The sequence below is a fragment of the Acinetobacter sp. AR_0276 genome, from assembly GCF_003000705.1.
GTDB classification, from domain to species: Bacteria; Pseudomonadota; Gammaproteobacteria; order Pseudomonadales; family Moraxellaceae; genus Acinetobacter; species Acinetobacter nosocomialis.
This window is the reverse complement of the sequence record NZ_PSQO01000004.1, coordinates 3,905,828-3,921,903: the sequence shown is the minus strand read 5'-3', so window position 1 is coordinate 3,921,903 and position 16,076 is coordinate 3,905,828. Positions and strand designations below refer to the sequence as shown.

At 40.5% G+C, this 16,076-nt stretch carries 14 protein-coding genes; 8 read left to right on the top strand and 6 right to left on the bottom strand.

What is annotated here, in order from left to right; all coding sequences use genetic code 11:
- Positions 1-73: 73 nt before the first annotated feature.
- Positions 74-1,006, bottom strand: a complete 933-nt coding sequence (locus CSB87_RS19730; protein ID WP_004887117.1) for a LysR family transcriptional regulator — start codon at positions 1,004-1,006, stop codon at positions 74-76.
- Positions 1,007-1,105: 99 nt separating this feature from the next.
- Here CSB87_RS19730 and CSB87_RS19725 point away from each other — a divergent pair, with 99 nt between their 5' ends.
- Together CSB87_RS19725 and CSB87_RS19720 are read left to right on the top strand one after the other, a co-directional pair.
- Complete coding sequence (locus tag CSB87_RS19725) at positions 1,106-1,540, top strand: DMT family transporter (RefSeq protein ID WP_004887118.1); 435 nt, start codon at positions 1,106-1,108, stop codon at positions 1,538-1,540.
- Positions 1,541-1,549: 9 nt separating this feature from the next.
- The gene (locus CSB87_RS19720; protein ID WP_004887119.1) at positions 1,550-2,008 is read left to right on the top strand and encodes a DMT family transporter; all 459 of its coding nucleotides are present in this window, start codon (positions 1,550-1,552) and stop codon (positions 2,006-2,008) included.
- A 100-nt stretch (positions 2,009-2,108) separates the two neighbouring features.
- Here CSB87_RS19720 and CSB87_RS19715 read toward each other — a convergent pair whose 3' ends face one another.
- Together CSB87_RS19715 and CSB87_RS19710 are read right to left on the bottom strand one after the other, a co-directional pair.
- Entirely contained in the window at positions 2,109-3,194 is a 1,086-nt protein-coding gene (locus CSB87_RS19715) for an HlyD family secretion protein (RefSeq protein WP_004887120.1), read from the bottom strand.
- On the bottom strand, positions 3,191-4,768 hold the full coding sequence (locus CSB87_RS19710; protein ID WP_004887121.1) for an MFS transporter: 1,578 nt from the start codon (positions 4,766-4,768) through the stop codon (positions 3,191-3,193). The genes CSB87_RS19715 and CSB87_RS19710 overlap by 4 nt, the downstream gene beginning before the upstream one ends.
- Before the next feature lie 171 nt (positions 4,769-4,939).
- Here CSB87_RS19710 and CSB87_RS19705 point away from each other — a divergent pair, with 171 nt between their 5' ends.
- Positions 4,940-5,560, top strand: coding sequence for a TetR/AcrR family transcriptional regulator (locus tag CSB87_RS19705; protein ID WP_004887123.1), 621 nt, complete (start codon positions 4,940-4,942; stop codon positions 5,558-5,560).
- Positions 5,561-5,636: 76 nt separating this feature from the next.
- Here the strand turns inward: CSB87_RS19705 and CSB87_RS19700 are convergent, their stop codons facing one another.
- The 3 genes from CSB87_RS19700 to CSB87_RS19690 all read right to left on the bottom strand — a co-directional run bounded on the left by CSB87_RS19700 (position 5,637) and on the right by CSB87_RS19690 (position 10,281).
- Positions 5,637-7,214, bottom strand: a complete 1,578-nt coding sequence (locus tag CSB87_RS19700; RefSeq protein WP_004887125.1) for an aldehyde dehydrogenase (NADP(+)) — start codon at positions 7,212-7,214, stop codon at positions 5,637-5,639.
- A 16-nt stretch (positions 7,215-7,230) separates the two neighbouring features.
- Positions 7,231-9,018, bottom strand: coding sequence for an IlvD/Edd family dehydratase (locus CSB87_RS19695; protein ID WP_031952566.1), 1,788 nt, complete (start codon positions 9,016-9,018; stop codon positions 7,231-7,233).
- 87 nt (positions 9,019-9,105) lie between these two features.
- The gene (locus CSB87_RS19690) at positions 9,106-10,281 is read right to left on the bottom strand and encodes a fumarylacetoacetate hydrolase family protein (protein WP_004887128.1); all 1,176 of its coding nucleotides are present in this window, start codon (positions 10,279-10,281) and stop codon (positions 9,106-9,108) included.
- Positions 10,282-10,392: 111 nt separating this feature from the next.
- Here CSB87_RS19690 and CSB87_RS19685 point away from each other — a divergent pair, with 111 nt between their 5' ends.
- The 5 genes from CSB87_RS19685 (at position 10,393) to CSB87_RS19665 (ending at position 16,074) form a co-directional block, all read left to right on the top strand.
- A complete protein-coding gene (locus tag CSB87_RS19685) occupies positions 10,393-11,328 on the top strand; it encodes a LysR family transcriptional regulator (protein WP_000774594.1) in 936 nt (311 codons plus the stop codon).
- A gap of 210 nt (positions 11,329-11,538) precedes the next feature.
- Complete coding sequence (gene denD, locus CSB87_RS19680; protein ID WP_006581571.1) at positions 11,539-12,510, top strand: D-erythronate dehydrogenase; 972 nt, start codon at positions 11,539-11,541, stop codon at positions 12,508-12,510.
- Positions 12,511-12,543: 33 nt separating this feature from the next.
- Positions 12,544-13,920, top strand: a complete 1,377-nt coding sequence (locus tag CSB87_RS19675) for an MFS transporter (protein ID WP_004887133.1) — start codon at positions 12,544-12,546, stop codon at positions 13,918-13,920.
- Positions 13,920-14,792: an NAD(P)-dependent oxidoreductase gene (locus CSB87_RS19670; protein WP_004887136.1), complete on the top strand. Its 873-nt coding sequence runs from the start codon at positions 13,920-13,922 to the stop codon at positions 14,790-14,792. Before CSB87_RS19675 ends, CSB87_RS19670 begins: the two co-directional genes overlap by 1 nt.
- 262 nt (positions 14,793-15,054) lie before the next feature.
- Entirely contained in the window at positions 15,055-16,074 is a 1,020-nt protein-coding gene (locus tag CSB87_RS19665) for an ABC transporter substrate-binding protein (protein ID WP_004887137.1), read from the top strand.
- The last annotated feature ends 2 nt before the right edge of the window (positions 16,075-16,076 follow it).

The window sequence follows — 16,076 nt, the reverse complement described above, 5'->3', positions numbered from 1 at the left end:
CCTGATTTCAGAGTTTATTTGATTGCTGCAATCAGGTGTTTTTGTCTTTACAAATGATGATTAAAAGAAAAATTTAATTCTGCCAATACGGTGTGTCTCCATAGATTTCAGCAAAATAATCTATTACCACTCGAATATTTAAGGGCGGATGGCGAACATTGGGATAAATGGCTGCGATATGCTGGGGGTGTGATTTAATCGCGACTTCATATTCAGGTAAAAGCTTTATTAAATCACCTTGTTTTAAAGCTTCGCCAATCAGCCAATCAGGAAATAAAACAATCCCCATGCCATGAAGCGCGGCTGTCATTAAACTCTCGGCATTGTTTGAAGACAGCAATGGAGTAATTGGATAATGTACCCATTCTTCATTGGGCTTTCTTACTAACCAGCGGTTAGGACCTTCAAAACCTTTATAGACTAGGCATTTGTGCTGATTAAGTTCTGTCGGATGATCAGGCGTACCGTATTTGGCAATATATTGAGGAGACGCTGCCAAATGATATTTTTGTGTACCAAAAATACGTGCATGAAATGATGAATCAGTCAGTGCTCCAATACGAAATATTAAATCTGTGCTTTCGCGTAATGGATCTATAAATTCATCGGTTTGAATGAGTTCTATTAGAAGCCTTGGGTAACGCTCTGATAAACCCGCCAACCACGGCGCAATATGCCGTTGACCAAAAAACACAGGGGCATTAATGCGGACGAGTCCCGATGGCTCTATGGTTTTATCTTGCAATGCCTTTTGGGCTTCATCAAATTGTTCGGTAATTTTTTTCGCGTACTCAAAAAATAATTTGCCCGATTCGGTCGGTGTGATTGCTCGCGTATTTCGGTAGAAAAGTTGCTGGCCCAATGCATCTTCAAGTTGTTGAATGGTGCGTGAAATCATAGACGCTGATACATCTTCTTTACGTGCTACATTTGAGAAGTTTTGCGCGTTATAAACACTAATAAAGAAGCGAAGCGTGCGGATATCAATCGAATTTGTTAAATCCATTTGTGCAATTTCTGCAAAAGTGATTCATGAATTATGCTGTTTTTCTGATGAATTGGCTACCTTACTATTCGTTGCTTAGATACAGATGAGGCAATGTAGATGCAAATTCTATTACTACTCCTAACCATTTTAGGGGGTATGGGGCTATCGGTCGAAGCAGGGCTTTTAGGGCCGTTAGGAAAAGAAGTGGGTGAGTTGTGGGCCACGTTTAGTATTTTTGGCGTGGGTGCAGCACTTACTTTTCTACTCATGCTGTTTTTTAGCCCACGTAATAGTCCTTCATTTTTTACACTTCCATCTTGGCAATTACTCGGTGGTGTTCTTGGTCCTGCTTACGTCATTATTTTGACAATTACGACTCCAATTATTGGTATTGCAATGACCATGATTGGCATTTTAGCGGGACAGGTATTTAAAAGTCTGATTATCGACCACTATGGTTTACTGGGAACTCCACATCGAAAAGTAGACCGTAAACGGGTAGTGGCACTCATCTTTATTGTTGTCGCACTTATACTTGTGGCAAAAGCGTAGGAGATAGCCATGACAATTTTAATGATTCTTCTCGCCGTCATTGGTGGTGCTTTGCTGAGTGTGCAGGCCGCAATTAATGGTCAACTTGGAGCGAAAGTTGGTGTATTTCGTAGTGCTTTTCTGACTTTTTCGGTCGGTGCTCTAATTACGGCTCTCCTTATTTTTTACTTTGAACCTAAACAAACTTTAACGTTACTAGATGTTCCTAAATGGCAGTTATTAGGTGCTATGTGTGGCGTACCTTATATTGTCATTATGGTACTGGCTGTACAAAGAATCGGAGCTGCGGTTGCTACTGTTGCTGTGATTTTTGGACAACTTTTGATGAGTATCTTGATTGATAACTTTGGCTGGTTCGGTAATGAAATGCTTCCTTTTTCACTGTATCGATTAGGAGCGCTAATTTGCTTAGGGATTGCTTTGTATTTTATCTATTCAAGTAGCAAGGACAAAAGGATAGAAGGGTAAAATACGAGCCAAATTTAGTATTGAATTTAATGAGCCCACATTAGGAGTAAGACTAACAATGAGGCTCATTTAGAGTTTTTAAGTGCTCAGTTGATTCCGTTTATTTAGTCGTATCCACAGAAACCACAACAGATAGACCAGGACGCAACAACTTAATATCCGGCTGGTTCTCAAGGAGTTTGATGCGTAAAGGTAAACGCTGAACAATTTTAGTAAAGTTACCCGTCGCATTTGTTGCTGAAATTGGCGAGAAAAATGCACCAGTCGATGGTGAAAAACTATCTACCACACCTTTTAACTCAACATTGTAAGCGTCGACATAAACAATGACAGGTTGGCCGATTTTAATTTGTTTTAGTTCAATTTCACGGAAGTTTGCTTCTACATACACTTGATCTAAAGGCACAACCACCATGAGTGGATTACCTGCGCCAACAAAGTTGCCCACATTTGCAGACTTTTGTCCAATCATGCCATCAATAGGCGATCGAATTTCTGTATAGCTCAGATTCAGTTTTGCTTTATCAAGCGCAGCTTGAGCTTGTTTTAAAGCGGCTTCTTTAGCCTGTACCTGAATTTTATATTGGTTGAGCTGATACTGTGCATCTGTGACTTTTTCTTTACTGCTGTCCAAGTCGGCATATTGCTCGGTCAATGTGGTTTTTGACTGTTGCGTAATCAATCTAGACTCAGCACCAAGCGCCTGTAGTTGCTCATAACGTGCTGTATTATCTTTGGTGAGTTTAATACCGGCTTCTACTTTTCTAAGCTGGGCTTCTGTTTCTCGGATAACAGTGGGTTGTCTTTCTACTGCCAGCTTTGCTTCATTTAAGTCAGCTTGTGCTTTAGCATAATTAGATTCTGCTTCAGCTAAAGCCGCCTGATAATCTCGTGCATCAATCCGTGCCAAAAGTTGGCCTTTTTTTACGGTCTGGTGATCTTTAATATAAATTTCTTCAATATTGCCTGACACTTTAGGAGCAATGGTTGAGTACTCGACATCTACCCGTGCATCGTCAGTTTTAACCACTGAAGAAGGTAAAAATATAACTTTTAAAATCCATAAAATGGAAACTAGAACGATAATAAATGCAATAACCATAACCCAGTGTTTCTTAAGATATTGCATCTTTGTTAACTTGGGTGACTCGGTCATGGAGTGATCTTGGGCTTCGAGAGTACTCATAAAGATTTTCCTGAGTTATGACTATTCATTAACTTAATGAGAGCAATGCGTGGTGGATAAGTTCTAACTGGCAAAATCAGCATAACGATAAATAAAATTGCAGTAAGTCCCGCTAAAATCAGATATTGGTCACTAATCACCAACACCGATTGCTGTGCCTGAATCGCAGAATTTAAGGCAGATAAACCACCGGAAACACGTTCGGTACCATCTGCACTTAGCACAGGCGGGGTAAGCGGGTTAATAACAGGACCTTGAATATTTTGAAAAACATGTTGTGAGGTATTTTCAATCAGCCGTGTTGAATGGTATTCACCACGTACTCGATTGACCCAGTCCAAAAGACACACACCGAGTACGCCGCTAATAGCACGCGGGGTATTAATCATAGGCGAAGCATAGATTGCCATAGTTGGGTGGACACTATTTGTCCCCATCATGAGGAGCGAAAGCACTACACAGGTTTGTCCTAAACATGAGATTGCATGCCAAAAATAGAATTGGTCTTGGTTCCAAGTGGTATCAAGTTGACTTGCACCTAAGCAGCCAATCATCACCAAAAGTAAACCAAACCCATGTACATATCGGCTATCAACCCAAGCTTGGTTTAAAACCTTAATGACAATTGGAATATAGATAAACTGTAATGCGGCAATTTGTAAGCCAATCCACATGGTTTGAGTGGGCTTATAACCATGCACAGCGCTTAAGTAATTAAGGGGTAATGTACTGGTTGACATACCAATAATCACAAAGCAAAACAGCGCAATAACAGCATAGCCAAAATTTCGTATTTCGAGCATTTGCGGTTTAATTAATGGTGTTGGATAGCGCCATTCATGTATTAAAAATAAAGGTAGGGTAATGGCACTCATTAAAGCCAAAACACAAATCAATTTTGAATTGAACCAGTCCAAATGATTGCCATGCAAAAGCATGGTACTTAAGCTTGCCAAGCCAATAATGGCTAGAATCGCACCAGTCCAATCATAAGTTTTTATTCTTGAGTAATTTAATGGATCTTGCGGAATACCGAAGTAAACCAGCGCAGCACTTAAAGCACAAAAAGGAATGGTTTGGAAAAATATCATCTTCCAACCAATCACATCTAAATAAAAGGCAGCAAGTGCAGCACTTAAGTTTGGGAAAAAAGTTGCTGTTAATGCATAGCAGGCCAAACCCCATAGACGAATTTCAGGTCCTAGGAATCTAAGGGCACAGGCCATAAGTAAAGGAATGGTTAAACCATTAGCGAGTCCTTGCAAGCCCCGTAATAAATAAAATATTTCGATATTTGGGCTAAAAGGAATTAAAACGCTAGAGAAGAGGCAAAGTCCTATCGCAAAAAGAAGAACTCGACGCATAGAAAAAATAACGGCCCAACTGGTGGACAGGATCATGCCAATAATCATGGCACTGGCATAAATACTACTGACCCAATAACCAGCGTCGACACTAATGCCCATTGCACCGCGAATATCGACCAAGGTAATGCTGCTAATTCGGTTATTAAATTCGACAGTCATGGCTGCAAAAATTGCACCTGCCAAACCGATGAGTGGTCGTATATTCATCTTTTACCTTAAATTTTAAAATGAGCTTATTGCACCGAACAGGGCAAATCTTAAGCTCAACTGTACCGATCGGTACTCTACTATCTTATTAAAATTACGTCAATTCTCGATTTTGAACTTTTCGATGAGGTACACTAAGAATGAAATTGCTAAATATGTTTGTAGGTTCGTATGTTAGATTGCACTAAAACCAAAGAGAAAGATCAAAAAATTCTAGATGCAGCAACAAAGTTTTTTCTGATCCACGGATTTAGTGGCACAACCACAGATATGATTCAAAAAGAAGCAGGTGTTTCAAAAGCCACCATGTATGGTTGTTTTAAAAATAAAGAAGCAATGTTTGCTGCCGTCATTGAGCGCAAATGTGCCAATATGCAAGAGCAAATTATATTGGTTGAGACAAAGGCCAAAAACTTACGTTCAGCTTTAACTGAAATTGGGAAAACTTATTTGTGTTTTATTTTATCGCATTCGGGTTTGGCATTCTTTAGAGTCTGTATTGCAGAAGCCGTAAGATTCCCGGAATTATCGGAAAAGTTCTTTGAAGTGGGGCCACAACGTCTGGCAAATATTATTGCGGGTTATCTTGAAAAGTCGGTTAAACAAGGAGAAATTGAATTAACTTCTTCTTCGGAAGTCGCAGCAAATATATTTTTATCACTGTTAAGAAGTGATGCTCATCTAAAATGTTTGACTCATCCTGATTATTTAATATCAACCGATGAAATTAGTGCTTGGGTTGATTACGCTGTTGATTTATTTTTAAAAAATATCAATTACAAAACAAGTTAATTTGGCAATTTATATTATATACGTAAGATTTGAATATCGATAAAAAAGAGACCATCATCTGGTCTCTTTTTATTTTTTAGATCGCTTCTCTAGTCATCTCACCATTCACCAGTCTTAAAATCTGCAATGGGTTGCTGTCTTTTAAGGCTTCTGGCAATAAACTTTGCGGATAGTTCTGGTAACACACAGGTCTTAAGTAACGGTCAATGGCCAAGGTTCCAACTGAAGTGCCTCGTGCATCTGAAGTGGCTGGATATGGCCCGCCGTGTACCATCGCATCACAGACCTCAACACCCGTTGGGTAGCCATTTATAAGTAATCGACCGGCTTTTTCCTCTAAAACTGGCACTACATCTGCAAACTCGGTTAAGTCAGCTTCATCGGCAATTAAAGTCGCAGTCAGCTGACCATTCATGCTTTGTAGCGCCTGAATGAGTTGGGCTCTATCTTCAACTTCAATGATGACTGTGGTTGGCCCAAAGATTTCTTCCTGTAAAAGCTGGTCACCCGCCAGTAAAAGCTCAACATCCGCTTTAAACAGTTGCGGCTGCGCCTGATTGCCTTGTTGAGCCTGACCTGCCAAATGCTTAATGCCTTGATGCTGGGTTAAGTGCTCAAGACCAGCGGTATAACTTTTTAAGGTTCCGGCATTGAGCATAGTTTGTGCAGGTTTAGCACCCATAATGTCGGTTAGTTTGCTAATGAGCTGGCTAAATTCGACCGATTTAATACCCAAGATTAAACCCGGATTGGTACAGAACTGGCCACAGCCTAAAACCACTGAATCTGCCAAGTCCTGTGCAATTTTTTCACCACGGTTTTTTAAGGCTTCTGGCAACATCAACATCGGGTTAATGCTGCTCATTTCAGCAAACACCGGAATCGGTTGTGGACGGGCTGCAGCCATGTCACATAAAGCGCGACCACCTCGCAATGAACCCGTAAAACCTACAGCCTGAATTAAAGGATGCTTAACCAGTGGTTCACCTACGCCATTACCATAGATCATGTTAAACACACCTTTAGGCATATTCGATTTTTCTACAGCACGTTCAATTGCCTGCGCTACAAAGTCTGCTGTGGCCATATGTCCACTATGGGCTTTCACCACTACAGAGCAACCCGCTGCCAGTGCCGAAGCAGTATCACCACCCGCAGTTGAGAATGCTAAAGGAAAGTTACTTGCCCCAAATACTGCCACAGGGCCAACACCGATTTTAATCTGGCGTAGATCTGGTCGAGGTAAAGGCTGACGCTCTGGTAAAGCAGTATCAATACGGGCACCTAAAAAGTCGCCACGGCGCAGCACTTTGGCAAATAAACGCATTTGCCCACTGGTACGGGCACGTTCACCTTGTAGACGTGCAAGTGGCAAAGCGGTTTCCTGTGAGACAATTTCAAGAAAATCTGTACCCAATGCATCAAGTTCATCGGCAATGTTTTCTAAAAAAACAGCACGCTGTTCAAGAGACGTATGACGGTAAGTCTTAAACGCTTGACTGGCTGCTTCACAGGCCTGATTAACCTCTTGCTCGGTTGCATGATGAAACTCATAAGGCAAAGTTTCGCCCGTTGTTGCATTTACACTTTTCAATAAGCTTGTACTTTGTGCACTACGTGAACCGCCAATAAAGTTGTGTCCGATAATGGTCATAACAAATATCCTGAAATTAATGAGAGTGTCTTGGAAGGTTGTCTTGGTTTACGACTCGCATATATAAAGTTGCGGGTTCCAAACAACCGCCAGTCGATAATTGACCTACCATGTTGCGATACATTTCTTGCCAAGGTGTTTGAGAGGCAGAGACCGTCGGTTTCCATTCACGGCGGCGTTGTTCTAACTCTTCGTCAGAAATGAGCACGTTGACAGAACGTTTATTTAAATCAATACGTAAACGGTCATTGGTTTTAAGTAAGGCAATTCCACCGCCTACAGCCGCTTCGGGTGACATATTAAGAATAGAGGGGCTGGCAGATGTTCCGCTTTGGCGGCCATCTCCTAAGCAAGGCAGTGAGCCAATCCCTTTTTTTATCAACTCCGCTGGAGGAGCCATATTGACGACTTCAGCACTACCCGGATAACCCACTGTACCTGCGCCACGAATAACCAAAATACAATGTTCATCAATGTTTAAGGCAGGGTCATTGATACGTGCGTGATAGTCTTCGGGACCTTCAAAAACAATTGCACGTGCTTCGAAGCTATTTTCATTGTTTGGATCTGATAAATAGGTTTTTTTAAATGCTTCGCCCACCACGGACATTTTCATAATGGCACTGTCAAAGAAGTTGCCACTAAGCACAATGAAACCGGCACCATGTTTAAGAGGTTGCTCATAAGGAAAAATGACATCTGCATTTGAGGTTTTTGCATTTTTGGCAATTTCCCCAATTGTTTTACCGCTAACCGATGCACAATCTTCATGTAATACACCAGCTTTTTGTAATTCGTGTAGAACGGCAGGGACACCACCCGCACGGTGGAAACCTTCACCCAAATATTTACCCGCCGGCATACAGTTCACAATAAGCGGAATATTTTCCCCAACACGTTGCCAGTCTTCTAAACTCAGCTCAATCCCCATATGACGGGCAATTGCAATGAGGTGAGGAGGGCAGTTACTCGATGCGCCTAAAGCGGAGGCTACAGCAATTGCATTTTCAAAAGATTGTTTGGTCATAATTTTAGAAGGACGTAAGTCTTCTAAAACCATTTCACATATTCTTTTGCCAGTCATATAGGCCATTTGACCACGTTCGCGATACGGCGCTGGAATACTGGCACATGTTGGTAAAGACATACCCAACGCTTCTGCCAAAGCATTCATAGAAAGCGCTGTACCCATGGTGTTACAATGTCCGACCGAAGGTGAAGCAGAAGTGGTCATTTCCATGAACCCTTCATAGTCAATCTCACCGGTCGCGAATAAATTGCGCGCATGCCAAAGCACAGTGCCGGAGCCAATTAATTCACCTTTAAAATGACCATCTAGCATTGGCCCACCAGACAACACAATTGCAGGTATATCTGTTGTGGCTGCTGCCATTAAACATGCAGGAGTAGTTTTGTCACAACCAGTGGTCAGCACCACACCATCAAGCGGATAACCATGCAAGATTTCAACCAAACCTAAATAGGCTAAGTTGCGGTCAAGTGCAGCAGTTGGACGACGGGTTTGTTCTGCAATCGGGTGGACGGGGAATTCCATTGGAATACCACCCGCGTCTCGAATACCCGCTTTAACGCGTTCAGCAAGTTCTTTGTGATGACGGTTACATGGGGTCAAATCACTCCCGGTTTGTGCAATTCCAATAATTGGGCGACCTGATTGTAACTCGGCACGGGTCAAGCCATAATTCATGTAACGCTCAACATATAAAGCGGTCATATCGGCATGTTCAGGATCATCAAACCATTCTTGGCTACGTAAAAAAATCCGTTTATTTTGATCATTCATTTTTTGATCCTTTCACTCATACTTTTTGAAATTTAGTTTATTTACGAGATGAATCTTGCAATTCAACCGATCGATAATACGTGAAAATTATAGTAATTCACGCTGCTTCAAATTACGCATCAAAGCATTTATTCCAAAATTCCACGGCGTTGCTTTGTCACTGGTCATAACCGTGTTGTACAAAGTACCAAGTTTAGGTGAATGAATACGGACAACATCTCCTACTTTATGGGTAAAGCCAGCCCCAGCTTGTTCTCGATCTTGAGTAGGTGCAAATAAAGTACCCAAGAACAAAACAAAACCGTCTGGATATTGATGGTTTTCATTAAGAGTTTGTTGAATTAAATCTTCAGGATCTCGGCTAATTTGCGACATAGAACTCACCCCATTTAACACAAAGTTATCGGTGCCTTGAATTTGCAGTTCAACATCGCAAGCACGAATATCATTTAAAGTAAAAGTATGGTCAAAAAGGCGAATAAATGGGCCAATCGCACAAGATGCATTGTTATCTTTCGCTTTACTCAACAGTAAGGCACTACGGCCTTCAAAGTCCCGTAAATTCACATCGTTACCTAAAGTCGCGCCTAAAATTTTACCTTGGCTATTGGCAACTAATACGACTTCCGGCTCTGGATTATTCCATTCAGACTTTGGATGAATACCAATATTTTGTCCTGTGCCTACAGCTGCTAAAACAGGGGCTTTAGTAAAAATCTCGGCATCTGTACCAATACCCACCTCAAGATATTGAGACCACATTTTTTGTTCGATTAAATATTCTTTGAGTTGTAGCGCTTTTTCAGAACCGGGTTCGATTGTTTTTAAACTATCACCGATTACGCCTTGTACAACTTCACGAATCGATTGAGCTTTTTGTGCATCGCCACCAGCTTGTTCTTCAATCACACGTTCTAACATACTTGCAGCAAAGGTAACACCTGCCGCTTTAATTACTTGTAAATCAATTGGGGCTAAAAAGTATGCCTTGTTGGTATCTGGCTCGGCGACAGTATTGGCAAATAACTCATCAATTGAACCAACTTGTCTTCCTTCAATTTCAGATAAAGCTTTTAAAGGATCAACGCTTTCAAGTAGCTCGGAAATAGTATGAAATTTTTCCGAAATATCAAAAACTTGATTGCCTCTTAAAATAATAGGGGATGGACCCGAAATTTGACTTGGAATCCACGCACGGCCAATTAAACATCCTTGAGTCGCGTCGTCTGGTAATGAGTTCTGGGAATTTAACGTAAAGTTCATTTAAAGCATCCTTCTTTTATTTGAAATCATGATATGTTTCTTATTTAATAAACACCAATCGTAATAATTTAATTATTAATAACCTGTGGTTATTGAAAAGGAATTTTAAAAATGGCAGATCTGACTTACTCAAGTTTAAATAACTGGCTTAAATTCAAGCACTTGGTTTTGTTAGAGACGTTAGCTCGAACCAATAACATGCATTTGGCTGCCGAGCAGATGAATTTAAGTCAACCTGCTGTAAGTAAAATGCTAAAGGAAATTGAGGGCCTTCTTGGGTTTCAGGTTTTTGAGCGTCTGCCCCGAAATATGCCCGTAACGGCATTGGGTGAACATGTCATTCGTTATGCACAGCGTGTTTTGAATGACGCAAAACATTTTGTTGAAGACATCGAGATTTTACGATTGGGTGGACATGGGTTTTTAAAAGTAGGGGGAATATTTGCAGCAACCGCCGTGGTAATTCCAAACTCAATTATCGAAATTAAGAAACAATGGCCGCTACTTTCTATCGATGTTGTTGAACAGACCAGTGACCATTTAATGGAAATGTTGAGTGAACATACTCTAGATTTAGCCATAGGCCGTTTTACCGATGTTACGCAAAGCCAGTTTTTCGATTTCCAGCCTTTAGGCCCTGAACCTTTCTGCATTGTTGTCAATAATGCGCACCCATGTGCCCAGAAAAAGTTTTGTACATTAGAAGAATTATTAAAATGGCCGTGGGTACTTTATCCTAAAGGCACACCCATTCGGGAGCGTATGGAAGGTGCATTCGCCCGAGCTAAAGTCAAAATTCCTTTAAATACGGTAAATACCATGTCGATGCAAACCTTTTTACAGATCTTAAAAGGTGCACCTATGGTGGGCATGTTGCCAGAAGCAATGGTGATTGATCAGGTGAAAGAAGGACAACTACAGATTTTAGAAACAGACCTGATTTTAGATGCCCAAGATTATGGAATTTTGACACGTAAAGATGAACCAGTGTCTGATATAGCCGCAGCATTTATCAATATTTTACTTAAAAATGCAAAACGTAAGTAAAGTCCTCAGCCTCAAGTCATAGAAGACTTGGGGCTTTTAAATTAAAAGAAAGCTTACTTAATTTAGTCAAAGTTTCATCATAAAACTGATATTAAAAAGTTATCAATATTTAGAAATTATTCATTGGAAATTATTACAGGGACTCCTTATCGTTTAATTCATGATGATTAAAAATCTTTAAGTGAATAAGAATTAGGAAAGGATCCCTGTATGAATGTGTTAATTACTGGTGGCACGGGTTTTATTGGAAAGCAAATTGCCAAAGAGATTTTAAAAACCGGAAGCCTAACCTTAGACGGTAATCAAGCTAAGCCTATCGATAAAATTATTTTGTTTGATGCATTTGCTGGTGATGATTTACCGCAAGACCCTAAGATTGAGGTGATTGTAGGGGATATTACCGACAAAACCACAGTCGCAAACATCACAGAAAATATTGATGTTGTTTGGCACTTGGCTGCTGTGGTGAGTTCGGCAGCAGAGGCTGATTTTGACTTGGGAATGGATGTAAACCTTTATGGCCTTTTAAATTTATTAGAAGAATTAAGAAAAAAACAAACAATGCCTCGAGTCATTTTTGCGAGTGGCTGCGCTGTATTTGGTGGTCAATTACCAGAAGTTGTAACAGATGATACGGTGGTTACACCAAAGTCCTCTTACGGTATGCAAAAAGCAGTAGGAGAATTGCTCGTTTCAGATTATTCGCGTAAAGGCTTTATTGATGGCCGTGTTTTAAGATTACCGACAATTGTGGTTCGTCCGGGTAAGCCTAATAAAGCTGCATCTACATTTTTTAGTTCAATTATCCGCGAGCCTTTAAAAGGTGAAACGGCTATTTGTCCAGTCCCACCAGATACTCCAGTTTTCATTACTTCACCACGACGCTGTGTTGAGTCAATGATTAAGGCTGCGTCAATTTCTTCAGAAGCACTCCAAGATAACCGAATTATTCCCTTACCGGGATTGACCGTTACCGTTAAGCAAATGCTTGAGGCTCTTGAAAAAGTTGCCGGTAAACAAGCAACTGATTTAGTGCAGTGGCAGGAAGATAAAACGATTCAAAGGATTGTTCAAAGTTGGCCGGTTCAAGTGAAAGCCGAATATGCCGAATCTTTAGGTTTCCAAGCAGATGAGAATTTTGAAAGCATCATTCAGGCACATATAGAAGATACCCAAAATTAATGGCAGTGATCGCCAATTCATGTGAGAGTTATTATGGAAGATATCAAAAATGTCACTGCTCTCGAAGAGCAGACAATTAAGCGTATTTCGAGTCGAATTATCCCGTTTCTTATTATTTTATTCATTATGGCCTTTCTAGATAGAACCAATATTGGTTTTGCTGCGCTACATATGAATGATGCAATTGGAATTACCCAAACTATTTTTGGCTTAGGTGCGGGTGTATTTTTCTTGGGTTACTTTATTGCAGAAGTACCGAGTAATGTTTTACTTCATCGGTTTGGTGCACGGATCTGGATTGCCCGAATCATGATTACTTGGGGAATTATTGCCGGACTTATGGGATTTATCCATAGTGGGGCTCAATTTATTATTTTACGGTTTTTACTGGGTATTGCAGAAGCGGGTTTCTTTCCGGGAGTTATTTTTTATTTAACCTTATGGTTTCCTGCTAAATATCGTGCCCGTGTCTTCGCGACCTTCTATTTAGGGTTACCAATTGCTCAAATTATCGGAGCACCAATTTCGGTCGGTCTTATGCAATGGGGCAATACCATTGGCTATGAAGGCTGGCGTTTGATGTATGTTTTAGAAGGGATTCCTTCCATTATTTTAGGACTAGTTTGCCTAAAATATTTAACCAATAACCCAAAAGAAGCACAGTGGTTAACAGCTGAGCAGCGTCAATGGCTCATGAATACGCTAGAGCGTGAAGAACGAGAAAAACAGCAATCTGCCGATGCTGCTTTAACAAAAGGTGAACTCATTAAACAAGTGTTTAAAAATCCTTTAGTGTGGATTATGGCAATTGTTTATTTTGGAATTACGTCTGGTTCAAATGCGATGTTCTTCTTCTTACCAAGTGTTTTAGAGTCGTTCCGTAATACCTTCGGTATGCAAATCAGCCTTATCCAAAATGGCTTACTCACTGCTATTCCATATGCATTTGCGGCGGTTGGAATGGTTTTATGGAGCCGCCGTTCTGACCGTAAACAAGAACGTTATAAACACGGTGCTTGTGCTGCACTTATGGCGGCTTTCGCAATCGCGATTGCTTTGATTGTGAATCAACCGTGGGCAATTATTGTGGGCTTTATTCTGCTCGCAATCGGTGTATTTAGTGCGATTAATATCTTCTGGACTATCCCTGGGCAGACTCTAACAGGAGTGGGCGCTGCAGCCGGTATTGGCTTAATTAACTCTGTAGGTAATTTAAGTGGTTTTACTGGTCCATATTTAACAGGCTACTTATATACCACCACGGGCACCTATACAGTAGCGTTCCTTGCCATTGCCGGATTTGTTGCCATGGGCGGTTTGGGGTTACTGCTTTTGGCAAAGTTAAAGTCTGATAGCCTAAAAGTAGAACAACAGCGACTTAAAGTGCGGACTGCTACGGAGATGAAATAATGGCTCGAATTGGTTTTGTTGGAACGGGCATTATGGGAATGCCAATGGCCATGAACTTATTAAAAGCTGGTCATCAAGTTAAGGTTTGGAATCGAACTTCATCTAAAGCAGAAAGTTTAAAAGAAGCTGGTGCACATGTTTGTAGTGAACTTGAACAAGTTGGAAAAGATGTAGAGTTTCTGATTTGTATACTCAGTGATGGAAAAACCTGTGATGAAATTCTATTTCAAGAATGTGGTGCAATCTCACAGCTAAAACCCGAAAGCACGGTCATAGTAATGAGTTCGATACCTGTTGAAGTTGCAAAGACACAAAGTGAAAAATGTAAAGAAAGAGGACTTGGATATTTAGATGCACCTGTTTCTGGCGGTGAAAAAGGTGCTCAAAATGCAAGTCTGGCAATTATGGTAGGTGGTGATGCTCAAATATTTTCACATGCTGAACATGTTCTATCTGCCATGGGGCGACCAATTTTAGTTGGAGATGCTGGCTGTGGAATGTTGGCAAAACTCGTCAATCAAATGATAGTCGCATCTACCATTGCAACCGTGAGTGAGGGTTTATTGCTTGCCACTAAAGCAGGAGCTGACCCGATAAAACTAAAAGAAGCACTAACAGGTGGTTTTGCTGATTCACCGATTTTGCAACAGCATGGCGAACGCATGTTAAATCGAGATTTTAAACCGGGAGGTACAGCTCGAAACCAGCATAAAGACATTCATACAGCCGTTAGCTATGCTAAATCGCTTGAGTTGAATTTACCTATTGCCCAAAAAGTCAGCCAATTATTCGAAAATATGCTTACTGCCGGAGACGGTGAGCTTGATCATTCTGGCTTAATTCGTGAATTAGAACGCATGAATCATATGTAATTATTGCTTTACTTAAGACTGGTAAATTTTAATTTTTTTATAAAAAAGCAGCAGATTCGTTCTGCTGCATATTCAAACTCATTTGTAGTGCTGGCATTTTTATTGCTTAATCATAATTATCTTCTTCACAACTTTTAATTTGCTAACGTATTAATGATAATTCCAACACTCTTGCTCACTTATGGTGTTTTTTTCACATGAAAAATGCACTAAATAAACACATCTTTTTATTTTGCACTATGTTTGTGCATTTGGGGCCATCATGAGGTTGTTGGCTCCCATACTCACATTGTTGATTCTATGCGGATGCTCTTCATCTGAGCAAAATAGAAAAACTCAAGAAAACTCAACTTCCCATTCAATATGTGTTTTTGATAGTACAAATACTAAAGTCTGTGTAGCTAAACCAGCGCAAAGAATCGTTTCTCTGTTTGAGTCGGGTTTAGATGGCCTCTATATGCTAGGGCAAGGTCATAAAGTGATTGGTATACCTGCCGAAGTATATATTCAACCTTTATTATTTAATGCCTATTCAAAAATAGATCAACGCATTGCCAATAAGCAGCTTGCAGCACCTTCACAAGGAGCCAATGCAACTAATATTGAAAGTCTCGTGTTGCTAAAACCAGATTTGGTCATTTTGGGAAGTGGGCAAACCCAAACGATTGAACTGTTACGGCAATTTGGCATCGCTGTATATGTAATGGAGTCAGGCACCTATAAACAGGTGAAAGAAGAACTATCTGAAATTGCCCTTCTTAGTGGTGCCCAAAAGCGTGCTCAAGAAATCTTAAGTTTCTCTGATGAAATTGTGGCGGAGGTCGCAGCCAAAACTGCACGTCAGCCAAATAAACAATCGATTTATTATGCATGGTCAGGAGGGCGAATTTTTTCTACTTCAGGACGGGAGTCGATTACCAATGATTTTATTGAGCTGGCTGGTGCTTACAACATTGTTCAGACTGCTGCTAACCAGCCCAACGTAAACCCTGAGACTTTAATTGAATGGAACCCTGACAATATTGTGCTTTGGAATACCAATCCCAAACTAATTTATGAACGAAAAGAATTACAAGACTTAAGTGCCGTACAAAACCGAAAGGTATTTAATTTGAGTCCTGCATTTATATATAACCCGCATACCATCAAAATTATTATTACGGCGATTTATCTAAATCACAGTATTTATCCTGAACAGTCCGACTTACCTGTAAGTGCTTTACAACAGCGTATTTTAACCAAGTTGTATGGTGAGCAGCTTGCCAAAGTGTTGGTGTCATAAAT